General features: G+C 48.3%; 12 protein-coding genes, 1 pseudogene and 2 CRISPR repeat arrays (1 of these 15 only partly in view). Of the genes and pseudogenes, 11 read left to right on the plus strand and 2 right to left on the minus strand.

Annotation, left to right across the window (positions count from 1 at the left end; all coding sequences use genetic code 11):
• The first annotated feature begins 29 nt into the window (after window positions 1-29).
• The 11 genes and pseudogenes from csy1 to BZJ19_RS04735 all read left to right on the plus strand — a co-directional run bounded on the left by csy1 (window position 30) and on the right by BZJ19_RS04735 (window position 11,719).
• Window positions 30-1,379, plus strand: a complete 1,350-nt coding sequence (gene csy1, locus BZJ19_RS04685; protein ID WP_077674770.1) for a type I-F CRISPR-associated protein Csy1 — start codon at window positions 30-32, stop codon at window positions 1,377-1,379.
• Window positions 1,379-2,371, plus strand: coding sequence for a type I-F CRISPR-associated protein Csy2 (csy2, locus tag BZJ19_RS04690; RefSeq protein ID WP_077674771.1), 993 nt, complete (start codon window positions 1,379-1,381; stop codon window positions 2,369-2,371). Before csy1 ends, csy2 begins: the two co-directional genes overlap by 1 nt.
• 88 nt (window positions 2,372-2,459) lie before the next feature.
• Window positions 2,460-3,367: pseudogene (gene csy3 / locus BZJ19_RS04695) on the plus strand (type I-F CRISPR-associated protein Csy3).
• Between the two features lie 9 nt (window positions 3,368-3,376).
• Window positions 3,377-4,024, plus strand: coding sequence for a type I-F CRISPR-associated endoribonuclease Cas6/Csy4 (gene cas6f, locus BZJ19_RS04700; RefSeq protein ID WP_077674772.1), 648 nt, complete (start codon window positions 3,377-3,379; stop codon window positions 4,022-4,024).
• Between the two features lie 150 nt (window positions 4,025-4,174).
• Window positions 4,175-4,562: a CRISPR direct-repeat array (repeat unit 28 nt; unit sequence GTTCACTGCCGCACAGGCAGCTTAGAAA).
• Between the two features lie 135 nt (window positions 4,563-4,697).
• Window positions 4,698-5,954: a type III-B CRISPR module RAMP protein Cmr1 gene (gene cmr1 / locus BZJ19_RS04705; RefSeq protein ID WP_077674773.1), complete on the plus strand. Its 1,257-nt coding sequence runs from the start codon at window positions 4,698-4,700 to the stop codon at window positions 5,952-5,954.
• Between the two features lie 3 nt (window positions 5,955-5,957).
• Window positions 5,958-7,805, plus strand: coding sequence for a type III-B CRISPR-associated protein Cas10/Cmr2 (gene cas10, locus BZJ19_RS04710; protein WP_077674774.1), 1,848 nt, complete (start codon window positions 5,958-5,960; stop codon window positions 7,803-7,805).
• Window positions 7,806-7,807: 2 nt separating this feature from the next.
• Entirely contained in the window at window positions 7,808-8,950 is a 1,143-nt protein-coding gene (locus BZJ19_RS04715; protein ID WP_077674775.1) for a type III-B CRISPR module-associated protein Cmr3, read from the plus strand.
• A gap of 23 nt (window positions 8,951-8,973) precedes the next feature.
• The gene (cmr4, locus tag BZJ19_RS04720; RefSeq protein ID WP_077674776.1) at window positions 8,974-9,843 is read left to right on the plus strand and encodes a type III-B CRISPR module RAMP protein Cmr4; all 870 of its coding nucleotides are present in this window, start codon (window positions 8,974-8,976) and stop codon (window positions 9,841-9,843) included.
• Entirely contained in the window at window positions 9,844-10,266 is a 423-nt protein-coding gene (gene cmr5, locus BZJ19_RS04725) for a type III-B CRISPR module-associated protein Cmr5 (RefSeq protein WP_102136105.1), read from the plus strand. It begins immediately after the preceding gene.
• A gap of 2 nt (window positions 10,267-10,268) precedes the next feature.
• Window positions 10,269-11,258 (plus strand): type III-B CRISPR module RAMP protein Cmr6, encoded by a 990-nt coding sequence (gene cmr6 / locus BZJ19_RS04730; RefSeq protein WP_077674777.1) that lies wholly within the window; start codon window positions 10,269-10,271, stop codon window positions 11,256-11,258.
• Between the two features lie 2 nt (window positions 11,259-11,260).
• On the plus strand, window positions 11,261-11,719 hold the full coding sequence (locus BZJ19_RS04735) for a hypothetical protein (protein WP_077674778.1): 459 nt from the start codon (window positions 11,261-11,263) through the stop codon (window positions 11,717-11,719).
• Between the two features lie 99 nt (window positions 11,720-11,818).
• On the opposite strand, the gene BZJ19_RS04740 is transcribed toward BZJ19_RS04735, so the two are convergent.
• Complete coding sequence (locus tag BZJ19_RS04740) at window positions 11,819-12,166, minus strand: type II toxin-antitoxin system RelE/ParE family toxin (protein WP_077674779.1); 348 nt, start codon at window positions 12,164-12,166, stop codon at window positions 11,819-11,821.
• A complete protein-coding gene (locus tag BZJ19_RS04745) occupies window positions 12,135-12,371 on the minus strand; it encodes a TA system antitoxin ParD family protein (RefSeq protein WP_021023597.1) in 237 nt (78 codons plus the stop codon). Before BZJ19_RS04745 ends, BZJ19_RS04740 begins: the two co-directional genes overlap by 32 nt.
• 272 nt (window positions 12,372-12,643) lie before the next feature.
• A CRISPR array of direct repeats spans window positions 12,644-13,012; the repeat unit is 28 nt; unit sequence GTTCACTGCCGCACAGGCAGCTTAGAAA (it continues 379 nt past the right edge of the window).

Raw genomic sequence — 13,012 nt, forward strand, 5'->3', positions numbered from 1 at the left:
ATGGAACAAATAGGATAAAGGAAGCGCTTATGGAACACAGCCTATACGATGCGCTGCTGGCATATATTGAACAGCGCAAACAGGCGAAGCTTGAGCCTTTGCAAAAGGCGCGTGATAAGGCCTTAAAAGCCGCCGCCAGCCAAGAGCAAGAGGCGATCGCCAATGCCGATTATGCGGAACAAGCGGCGCCGATCGAAGCGAAGTTTGAGCCAATTCACTGGGTCACAGACGCCGCAACGCGAGCCAAGCAAATCAGTCTCGCCACGCATAGCCCCAAATTTGTTCACAGTGATGCTAGAGCGAGCAGCATGCTGGTGACTGAGATCGATAAGAGTGAATCTCACTACCTTACTAGCTATTCGCTGACCGATAAAGCCATTGATGCGGTTGGCAATGCGGCTGCGTTGGATGTGGCGCGTTTTTTAAAAATAACTGTGGAAAGTGAGTCACTCATCTCTCAGTTACAAGCCGGCCATATCAACGCGCTTAAGCCACTCACTGATGACGCTACCTTGTTAGAAACGTGGCGCGCGGGCTTTTCACTGGCACTCGGCGATCAGGTGTTATCGGCTCATAATTTGATTAAGCAAACCTACTTTCCGGTGAATGAAGGTGAGTATCACCTGCTGTGTCCGCTATATTCATCCAGCCTCGCGCACACCCTGTACACCAAGGTGCGTGCGACACGGTTTGGTGAAAAAATAAAAGCGATTCGTGAGGCAAAGAACAAACAGCATTATCACCCAGAGCGGTTAGAAGCCTTTCCGCGTACTGTTAAACAAACCTTTGGCGGCTCTAAACCGCAAAACGTGTCACAGCTTAATAGTGAGCGTCATGGCGAGGGTTTTTTACTCAATGCCACCCCGCCAAGCTATCAGCAGCAGCCGGAGGATCCAAGCAAGCAAACCAGCATCTTTAATCGCCGTTTAGCCTACCAAGCCAGTCATTTGCTTCACGATTTTCGCGCCTTTCTGGCAAGCCTTACCGAACGGGATCGTAACTTTGCCACCCGTTATCGGCGCGATCATGACTTTATTCTGCCACTCACTGACTTGGTGTTTGACCATGCCGCGCGGGTTCAGCAGCAAGTTCCAGCCGGTTGGAGTCAAGGCACTGATGATCAAGCATGCCGACTAAAACGTGAACATGCACTTTGGCTGGATGTGTACAACCCCGACGATCAATTTCAGCGAGAGCGTGACGCACAAGCGTGGCTGGACACTGTTGCCTCTGATTTTGCTGCTTGGTTACTGCGCCAGCTCGAGGACAAACAACACTATCTGCTTGGTGATACGGAGTTCAATTACATCCGCAAAGTATTCCTAACCCAACTCAAAGCGTTTGAGCGCGACACGCCTCAGTTTGAGGAGAACCGATAATGGCACAGTATTTATTGCTTAAGCACATTGAGGTGCAAAACGCGAATGCGATCGCAGGGCTGACTTATGGTTTTCCAGCGATCACGCACTTTCTTGGCTTTGCCCATGCGCTATCACGTCAACTCCCTGATGCCTTGGGATTGCGTTTGGGTGGCGTGACCGTGGTTAGCCATAAAAACAACGTTCATGTGCGGCAGCCCACAGGGTGGGGCGACTATGTTTTTGCCTTAACCCGCAATCCGGTCACCGCCAAAGGCGAGACAGCATCGATCAATGAAGAAGGACGCATGAACATGCAAGCCTCTTTGCTGATCGAGGTTGAGGGACTGATTGCTGGTGATAAAGCCGCGGCAGCACAGTTGATCGCGGAAGTGAAAGATTTGGCGCCTCAGCGACGGCTCGCGGGTGGGCAAATCTTGACCATTGGCGAGGTTGAATTGCTCGCGGATGCAAGCATGCAGAAAAAAGCGTTGCGCCGCCTCATGCCGGGCTTTGTCCTTTGCGACCGACATGATTATCTCGCCCAATATCATCAACAGCTATTGCAACATAATGCGCAAGCCAGCTTATTTGATGCTTGGTGTGAGTTTGCCATGCTGACGTACCAAGCTGTCGGCGATGATGAACACGTGCCTGACGACGATAACCAACCGATTCCGGCGCAATGGCAACGCGTTCCCAAACCTAAGCCAGGATATTTGGTGCCGATCATGACGGGATACCGCGCTATTTCCCCTTGTTATGCCGCAGGTGAGGTCGCCAATGTCCGCGATCCGGAGGTACCGGTAAGTTTTGTGGAAGCGGCATACAGCGTAGGTGAGTGGCGCAGCGTCCACCGCCTTAAGGATATCGACGACGCATGCTGGCGTTATCACGGTGATTACCCTTGGTACCTTGCCCGTGTGATGGCAGCAACACATGACGAACTCATTGAACCTGACGTTGTGCCCACAACCGAAGATAACACTGACTTTGACCCTGACTTTTTGTAATTAAGGAGATTTCATCATGGCTGATAAAAAACTGACTACCCCCTCCGTCCTTGCCTTTGAAGCGAAACTGGTGCCTTCGGATGCACTAATGTATGCGGGCAACTGGGAAAAAGGCGATTGGCAACCCATTCAAGTGGGCGAAAAATCAGTGCGAGGCACGATTTCGAACCGCTTAAAAGCGGCCACCGCTAATGATCCCGCCAAGCTAGATGCGGAAGTATCTAAAGCGAATCTACAAACGGTCGATGTTGCGGCACTACCGCATGATGCCGATACGCTTAAAGTGTGCGCGTGCTCAGCGGACTACATGTACCGTCAACCTGTAACAATCCGGACTATCAGCAAGCGTTGGCCGATAAAGTGCGTGACTATCAATCAGAAACCGGTTTTATAGAGCTGGCGCAGCGTTACGCACACAACATTGCCAATGGGCGTTTTTTGTGGCGCAACCGTGTCGGTGCCGAGCAAGTTAAGGTGGTGGTCACCGCAGGCGAGAAGCAATTTAGCTTTGATAGCTACGAATTTAGCTTGCATGATTTTGACGCGCACCCAGATGTCACTGCACTAGCAGAGGTGATCCAATATGGCTTAACAGAAGCGCATGCGCTTATTCATGTTGAAGCCTACTGCCAACTGGGCGAAGGGCAAGCGGTCTACCCCTCTCAAGAGCTGGTGATGGGCGGCGGTAAAGGCGATAAAAGCAAGTTCTTATATCAATTAGATGGCCAAGCCGCGATGCACTCACAAAAAATCGGCAACGCGCTGCGCACCATTGACACCTGGCACCCAGCCTATGACGAAGTGGGTGCAATTGCCATTGCCATTGAACCTTATGGCTCAGTAACTAACCGCGGAGCGGCGTATCGTCAGCCAAAAGAAAAGAACGACTTTTACAACTTGCTCGATGGATGGATGTTAAAAGACAAAACCCCAACGCTCGAGCAGCAGCATTACATTATGGCGATGCTGATCCGCGGCGGCGTGTTTGGCGCGTAAGGAGGCACAATGCAGTATTACATTGATATCACCTTGTTGCCTGACACCGATATTTCGGCAGATTTTCTCTGGCACAAGGTGTTTCAGCAAGTGCACATTGCCTTAGCGGAAAACAAAATCGGACCGAATCAATCGGCCATTGCGGTGGGGTTTCCGGATTACCGCCAAGGTGATTTTCCACTCGGCCATCGGTTGCGTCTGTTTGCGCAAACTGAGGCGGCATTTGAGCAGCTTAATATTCAGCGCTGGCTGTCACGCCTGACCGATTACGTGCATATCAAAGCCGTTAAGCCGGTGCCAGACGGGGTGAAAGACTATGCCTACTTTAAACGCTGGAACTACAAATCGCCGCAGCGACTGTATAAAAACCTCGATCGGCGTGCGGCCGCGATTGCCAGCAAAAATGGTTACGATGAGGAGGAAGTAAAGCGTCGTTTGTTGGAAAACATTAAAACGAACGACAAACGCTGGTCACTGCCTTTTATTCAAGTGACCAGCCTGTCGAGCCAAAAACGAGCGGGGCAGCCAAATACCGAGTTCGCCCTGTATATCGAGCGGGAACTCACCAAACAGCCGCCCAATAATGACCAACCATTCACCTGTTATGGGTTAAGCAGACGAGAGCCCGACCAGCAATCTGCGGTGCCGTGTTTTTGAGGGGGCAACCCCTCTTTACCCCTTCTTTTTTAGCTCTTTAAAAATAAATAGAAAATACAGTCAGTTACAGCAGGTGCTTTTTAACAAGGGTAAAAGACGATTTTTATCCTAACAGCCTGTTGTACCTGACGATTGTTACGTTATTCTATAGTTCACTGCCGCACAGGCAGCTTAGAAATGCCAGTGATTCACCAGGGCGACGCTTAATCGGTTCACTGCCGCACAGGCAGCTTAGAAAATATCAAGATTAAACGTATCACCGGGCAAGGCGTTCACTGCCGCACAGGCAGCTTAGAAATAACAGCGTATGAAAACAAACCTTCTCATTATGTTCACTGCCGCACAGGCAGCTTAGAAATTGGTAATCAGGTAAACCTGTACATCTTGGAAGTTCACTGCCGCACAGGCAGCTTAGAAAAATAAGCCGGAATCGGCACAACCCGAAAGGACGTTCACTGCCGCACAGGCAGCTTAGAAATCTACAAAAGTGTAAATCTTTGAGCCATGTGTGTTCACTGCCGTACAGGCAGCTTAGGTGTGTCAATACGGAACCCCCTTAAATGGTTGACCTATATTCATTTTTTAACCATGTAAACCGTGTTAAATTACTGAGTTGTACGAAGGAGTAGCCATACTTTGCCTAGCTTGTCGCCTGACAAAATGGAGTGTTGGAATGCGAAGAAAAACGAAGCGCAAAGACTTTGCAGCGCTTAATGAAGAGTTAGTCTCTCTGAAGCAGAAAGCGCAAAAGAGTGGTGATAATCGCTGGGAAAGCTACGAGTGCCRGCTTGTCACTCCCCTGTATGGCGGAGGTGTGCTCGCTGGAGAGATTGATCAAACCATGCCTATTCGCGCAAGTGCGATTCGTGGTCATTTGCGCTTTTGGTGGCGTATCGCATGTGGTCCGGACAATCCTAAAGAACTGCGCAGTGCAGAAGAGGCCATTTGGGGTGGTATTGGTGACCATGGAGCAAAGGCGAGCAAGGTGAGTATTTATGTTGACTGCCCAAAAAGTCGGTTAGAGACAATACCAACAAAATATCTCAGTGCTAAAGGCGTGAAGTATCTTCTTGGAGCAGCCGAACAAACATCCTGTTTAAAAAGTGGTTTTAGGTTCACCCTGTCTATTCGTTGTCCCGAAGCAATTAAGGAAGATGTCGAGACAGCGTTACGCTGGTGGGCCTCTTTTGGCGGTATTGGTGGCAGGACGCGCCGAGGGTTCGGCGCGATAAAGATAGCGGGCATCGACAGCATATCAACGCAAGACATGCCCGATAGCATGGCGTTAGTTTTTGCCTCGAATGCCAGTGGCAACAAATCTTTCGATTCAGCGGAAAAGGCGTGGGAAGCGGCAGCGTTTTTGCTCTATGAGTTTCGACAAGGAGAAGGTGTAGGCCGGAATCAGGGTAATCAAGACAAACGCCCCGGACGTAGCTTTTGGCCGGAGCCAGATCAGCTTCGGAGAATGACTAAAAAACATAAAATTAATCATGAACCGGAACACCCTGCGGGAAATGCGTTTCCGAGAGCGGCATTTGGCATGCCAATTATCTTTGATTTTAACGATAACACCAAAACAGAGCCGCCAGCGATGACGCTGACACCAAAAAATAAAGAACGAATGGCCAGTCCTCTTATTATTCGACCATACACGGATGGTGACCGATGGTGTGCGATAGCGCTACTTCTACCGAGCTGGCAACGTGCCTTATCAGCCGACTTGGACTTATCGCTTACATCACAACAAGATAAAAAGGGTCACCCAAAAAAATCATCGCCTGCATCAGCAAAAGAGCCTCCAAAGCGCTGGCCATCTTCTGAGCATGAGCGGGATGAATTGGCAAAGCGCATTCCGCCCATGAACGATAATGGTCGCTTAAGTGCTAACGATCCACTCCACGCATTTCTAGATTTTTTCGAAAAGGGATAATTGATGACGGACTATTTAGTTGCGATCAGCGTTGGCCCAGTCCAAAGCTTGATTGAAGCAGGGAGACGCTCACAAGATTTGTGGTGTGGCTCGTGGCTGTTGTCGCAAGTCGCGAGTGCAATAGCCGCTGAGCTAGATGGAAAACCGCATTGCTCGCGTATTTTTCCAAGCCCTCACCTTAACGTCAGTGAGCAGGCTGAGGGCGGGGAGCCTGAAGCCAACATCGCAAATGTTGTGCGTGCGGTTGTCAGCGCGAACAATGAAGAAGCATTAAAGCAACAGATTGCACGAGCGAAGCAGGCAGCAACCTCAAAACTCGGGGCCATTTTTTCTGACGTATTAGACAGAGAAAACTTACGTGAAGTGGGTATCGAACCCGAATATTGGGCGCAACAACAAAAAGATATTCTAGAAATGTTTGCTGCATGGGTGGCATTTAAACCTGATGAATACCAATCTGCATCCCAGCGTCTTGGGGAACTGTTGCACGCGCGTAAGCGAACACGTGATTTTTTGCCCATGCAAGATAACCGTTCAGGGCTGCACAAATCGACGCTGGATGGCGCGAATAACGCGCTCACGCATGCGTTAACCAATAAAACCGTGGCGAAAAAGCTGAACCTCAGCCCCGATGAGGTTGAGAAAAAGAAACGTATATTAGGCCTGACAGATGAAGAGTCACTAGATGCGCTCGGGATCGTTAAGCGCCTTGCTGGTAAACATGAGCAATTCACGCCGTTTAGTCGTGTAGTCGTCGACCCTTGGTTACAAAGCTTATCTGATGACTATTTGCAAAGGCTTAATGATCTTTATAAGCCTTTTTATGAAGCGAAGCGCGTTACCGCAGTGAAAGGTAACCAAGGCTATTATCAAAAATTTCCTTATGACGGTGAATACCTCTTTGCGAGCCGGCTCGAGGCATCGTCGTTTGACGATGAAAACGCGTATCAAGCACTACGCGACTTTTTAACCAAAGATGTTTTGGATCAGTATGGAGAGCCAGTCCCTTACGGCGTGCTACTTAAAGCCGATGGCGACCGAATGGGGGAGTTATTTGCGCAAGCGGACAATACAACCCAATCCATTAATATTTCAAATGCTTTGCATCGGTTTGCGAGTGTTGTGCGCGCGATAATTCGAGAGTTCGGTGGCCATGCGATTTATACCGGCGGCGATGATATTTTAGCGTTCTTGCCACTACATCGAGCAATACCGTGCGCTCAGAAACTGGCTAGTCATTTTACCGCTGCTATGGATGCCGTTATCCAGCAAAACTTTAACAACCCACAAACGGTCGCGCCGACACTGTCGGTTGGCTTAGCGATTGGGCATTTTGTTCAGCCTATGCGCCAGCTACGTCAGCGTGCAATAGCAGCAGAAAAACACGCAAAAGGGAATGACGAGCAAGCGCCAAGAAATGCACTCGCCGTGCATTTAGGGATCCGTTCAGGTCATGAAGTTACATGGCGCTGTCGCTGGGACGATTCAACGACACTTGATGCATTTTCAGCCTTTGTTGAGGCTTTTTCGCAAGACCTTATGCCTACGCGAATTATGCAAGATATACGTAATATGGCCCACCAACTAAAATGGCTCGAGAACGAAAACGGGCCTGATGTGAGTGATATTCGTCGCAGTGAACTCGAACGTATGTTGGTGCGTGCAGCGCTTGCGCACAATCATACAATGAAAGAGCGAGAAAGCGGCGAGATGCAAGGGCGTATCCACACACTAAAAGAGCATCTTAGAACGCAGGCATCGCGTTATTCGTTGGATGAACTCGCGAATCAATTGATATTGGCTCGGTGGATAAGTGCGAAAACAGCCAAGGATATTGGAGGGGAAGATTAAATATGCAGTATTATCTTATCAAACCACGAGATCCTTTGATTATTCGCTCAAGTCGGCCATTTGAGGAAATATCCGATGCGCAGGCGGCACGATTTCCGCCTCCTTCAACGGTCGCCGGCGCATTACGCAACATTCATGCACGCAGTACGGGAAAACCGCTGAATGAAGACTTGTTGATGCTTTCGGTGACAGGGCCGTTAGCCGTAAAGATGCCCATCAATGATAACGCGCCCAGTGAAGAAAACATAATGGTGCCAAAGCCTGCGGATGTGCAGTACGTGCATGATCGTAAAGCGGATACGGTCGTGTTGGCGCGATCAAAACCGGCAAAGCCCAATAGTGGAGAGGGATGTGATCTACCCAATGGACTTTGGCCGTTATTGAGTGACACCGCACTCCAAGGCAAACCTGTATCCGGACCAAATTGGTGGTCGTTACATGATTTATTAGCGTGGCGAAGAGGGGACGCGTTAAGCGTTCAACAGATTCATCAAAATGGCTGGACCCCTGCTGATCCCGATATTCGTACACATATTTCGGTGAATAATAAAAGTCGTCAGGCGGAGTCAGGAAAGATTTTTCAAACCACAGGGTTAACAATGTGGCAAAGGCCGAGCAAAACACAACGGTTTCCTGACGAAAGGATTGGCCTTTTGGCGGGGATTGATGGCGACATCAGTTTGCCTCTGTTGAACCTTGGCGGTGAGCGTCGTTTAGCAAATATCGTGTCCACGCCTATTTGGCCCGCGAGGCCAGTTGATTTAGTTGGCTCCATTATCAACAGTGGCGCATTTACCCTCACGCTTTTAACGCCAGCGCTATTTAATGGTGGTTGGCTTCCACATTGGCTGGACCAAGAAACACTAATGGGCACGCCTCCGTGCTGTCAAACGCTGCAAGTACGTTTGCGCGCGGCTGCGCTTGAGCGTTGGTTGCCGCAATCTGGTTGGGATTTGGCGAATCGACGTCCACGGGCGGCACAGAAAATGATCCCAGCCGGAGCGACCTATTGGTTTGACATTGTTGGTGAGGCACCTGAATCGGATATTGAAGCATTGTGGCTTGCCCATGTGTGCGATGAAACACAGCATAATCGTAATGGCTTCGGTTTAGCGCTTCCTGCCGCTGATTCGGTCAATTCTTAACATCATTTCAAGGGACGAAATTTATGTCTTTTCACGTCTATCACTTGTTTAGCCATACCATTTTACATTGTGGCGCAGGCCAGTCTGTCGGCATTGTCGATCAACCCATTGCGCGTGAACGTGCGTCTTATCTCCCGATCGTGCCAGGGTCGACGGTGCGAGGTGTATTAAAAGCTCACGTAAGCGATACAGAATCGGTTGCCGAAACAAGTGCCTTACAAGATCTAATCGAATTACTCTTTGGCACCAGCACCTCGAACGGCCGAGCAGGTGCGCTATCGATTACTGATGCGCATTTGCTAGTGCTGCCTGTTCGAACGGTTTATGGGATTTTGGCGTATGCGACCTGTCCATTTATTTTACAGCGATACAAACAGGATCGAGAACTTGATTTCTCACTCCCGATGCCGTCAGAAAAACAAGCACTGTGTCCAAATGATAACCCCAACCATCAAGATAATGTGATGGTGTTGGAGGACTTAGATTTAGACGCTCAAACCAGTGAGGATGTAGAACCTTGGGCGAAAGACATTGCGAAGTGTATATATCCCGATAACGAAGAGCGCAGGGAGAGCATGCGAAAACGGATCGTCGTATTGCCCGATACCGTCTTTTCGTTTTTGGCTGAAACGGCCACTGAAATTCGCACGCGTATTCGCATTAACGAAACCACGGGAGTGGTTGATAATGGCGCACTTTGGTCGGAAGAAAGTTTGCCTGCTGAAAGCATCCTTTGGGGCGTATATTCGGTAGATCATAACCGCTGTCATGAGCAATATGTGCGTGAATTGAACCATATCCTGAAAGAAAAGCCGCTGCTACAAATGGGCGGAAATATGGGAACTGGCAGTGGTTTAGTGCAGTTCATCTCCCTAGAAGATAAGGGAGAGTAAATGATGGAATCACGCAGCCAAAAGATCGCTATCGAAGCCTTTGCGCGAATCAAAGACAAAGAACATCAGTCGTATACGGAAGAAGCGAAGAAAAAATACGCAACATTAGTGCATAAACTGCCTGCAATGTTGCTGCAAAATGGTTTAACCCAAACCACTGGATTTTTACTCGCCAAAAATGAGGCTCACCACAGCGATTTGCTCACAGATTTAAGGCTTGTTATTGAAGCGTTAGCGACTCATCAATACCAAGATAATGTGACTTTTCATGAGGCGATCATTCACTTAGAGCTCCCTCAAACGCTCGCGATGACGCGTAATGCACTCGCGATTGCTGGTTGGCTTCGACGTTATGTGCAAGGGGTGTGGAACATCGGCCCCGATGGTGAAGATGTCAACCAAACGGCACTCGAGGAGAAATAACGATGACAGCACTCGTCCGCAAAAACGTAGAAGCGCCGTTTAGAAGTAGCAAAAGCATCAATCCTAGTTTATTGCTTGAAAAGGGCTTGCTATCGCTTGACGGAGAGAATTCCAAAAAGGAACACCTGCAAAAGCTAGTCGCCTTACCAGCCTCCGCTGAATACAAAACGGCATTTAATCGTTGGTTCGACCTGACCGGAGATGACAGCCGATTTCAACAAGCTGCGTTCACGGTAAAAAATCGCCTATTGATAGGCATGAATGGCAATGCCGGCCTCGAAACAGGGTGCTGTCTCAGTCGTAACTATGGTATGCCGTACATTCCCGGTTCGAGCGTAAAAGGCGTGGTACGTAACTGGGCAAACAGTAACCTAAAAGCGTTTTCTGACGATATTGAGGAATTACTGGGCACCGACGACAGTGAACAGCCAAGCCGTATGTCGGGCACGGTGACGTTTCATGACGCCTGGTGGATCCCCAAAGACGGCGGCAAGCCGTTTGTGCTTGATGTGGTTACGACGCACCACCAAGCCTATTACAATGGCAGTCAAGACAAGCCATCAGATACAGATAGCCCGATCCCTAACCATTTATTAGCGGTGCAGGGTAGCTTCCTCTTTGTATTGGAAGGTGAGCCTGAAGCCGTACAAACATGCCAACGGATGCTAGAAGAAGCACTTGAACATAATGGCATCGGCGCAAAAACCGCTGTTGGGTATGGGTATATGAAGGCTGACCTAGAATGGTCGAAAAACAATCTCATGACCGCAGAAGAAGTGCTGAAATATGATGTCTTACAGTTAACAGAAAAAAGGCTCATTGAGCTTTTCAGCAAAGATTTAGCTAAAACCAAGGAGCGTAATGACTTGGATGATTTTGTGAAGAAAGTCATAGAAATTCACCACGACCTAATTTCTAGTTGGCAACGAGAAACGAAAAAAAGTGCTAAAAATCGTTATAAGGCTTATCAGTTTTTATCTCCTAGGTTGTAACCATGAAAATAAAAGGAAGCATATCGAATCTCGTATTTTTTAGTTTCATTATACCTATTTGCTATCTTTTTGGTCTGGTGGCTTTTCCGAGCGAACCAGGCCCAACGTTAAGCGCTATAATCATGTCTATAGCGTCAAGCCTATTGGCCGCGGGTACGTTTGCTGTGTTAGTTGATAATCGATTGAAGGAGTTAATAGGGCTGGACGAGGAAATTACAGTCATATTAGTGTCTGAGAGCGGAAGAGAAGTAAAGTGTCCACTAATCAGCCGAAAAGACTTTAATCGATCTGAAGTGCTAGGCTACATTGGGATGCTTGGTGGCCCTGAGAGGTTTGAAATCAAATATATAAAAACACCAGAATTTGGCAACCAGATACGGAAAGTGCAGAAAAGTAAGGGGAACCAAGAGCTTCGGGTGAAGTGTACTGATAAGGAACTTGATCAGTTTGTCCCTCAGTGAGGGATAGGAGCAAATATACTCTGCTGCATTTCTTGGAGTAATGAAAGCGACTTAATGTAGTTGCAGTGGGGCATATCCATGAGCTGTCATGTCGTTAGTCTAACGTCGATTCGGCGGTTCACCAATGATCGTTAAATCCGCTTTTCTGCGCTTTTTCATCGTCGCGTAGAAATTCTCGTGTGAGCTGATATTAAGCAGATAGAGCTCGAGTTTGTTTTCAACCCACGTGTAGCCAAGTAACACCTCTTGTCTATCGAGCTTGAACTTGTGCACCCAAAGATAAGACAGATCGCCTTTTTTCTGGGTGCCAAGCGTGGGATCTTCAATGATTCTGTCTATCTCGTCCTCGACCACTTCACACTGCGCCTCGGACAACTTGTTCATCTGCTTTTCAAAAACACGAGAGACGAAAACATCAATCGGATTGTCTTGGGGTTCGTCGCTCATAACGTTTTACCTTACCAAGTTTAACTTCTTCAGATGCAATCAGCGCCTCTTGCACAAAGCTGTAGGGTAAATCAGGGTTCTCAGTCATGATTTTCCCGATTTTTGCCCAGTACTCAATTTGCTTGGGCACAGAGCGCATTTCAGCCTCTGCATGCACTTTTACATCTGACACAAACTCATCATCTAACCGTACACTGGTTGGCATGATTCACTACCTCGTTTATAAATCTTCACTGGTTAATATGCGACAAAATGTCGCGCCTTGCAACATGTTTAGAACTGGCACATTTGGCGTGACTTAAGACGGCTCTGCTTCAACATATGTGATAAGTTGATACCCTTGCGACCCTTCTTTTTTGGACGTTCAAAAATAAACAATAAATACAAAGTGTTACGGAAAGCGATTTTTAACAAGGGTAAAAGGCCATTTTTATCCTAACGGCCTGTTGTAACAGATGATTGTTAAGTTATTCTATAGTTCACTGCCGCACAGGCAGCTTAGAAAGACACGAAAGCTATTGCTCAAAACATCAAAAAGTTCACTGCCGCACAGGCAGCTTAGAAAGAAAGAGATAAGCAATACATTCATTTCGATTCGTTCACTGCCGCACAGGCAGCTTAGAAAATTTGTTCATGACCCCAAGGTTCAGCAAAACTGTTCACTGCCGCACAGGCAGCTTAGAAATTCATGGATTGGCATAGTGTTTTCCTCTGTTAGTTCACTGCCGCACAGGCAGCTTAGAAAGTGCTCATCAGGTTATGGCCAGTGCGCTGCTGGTTCACTGCCGCACAGGCAGCTTAGAAATGCAACAGAAGTTAGCGTGTCGCTGTGACCATGTTCACTGC

The sequence above is a fragment of the Salinivibrio proteolyticus genome, from assembly GCF_001996165.1.
In the GTDB taxonomy this organism is placed as follows: Bacteria; Pseudomonadota; Gammaproteobacteria; order Enterobacterales; family Vibrionaceae; genus Salinivibrio; species Salinivibrio proteolyticus.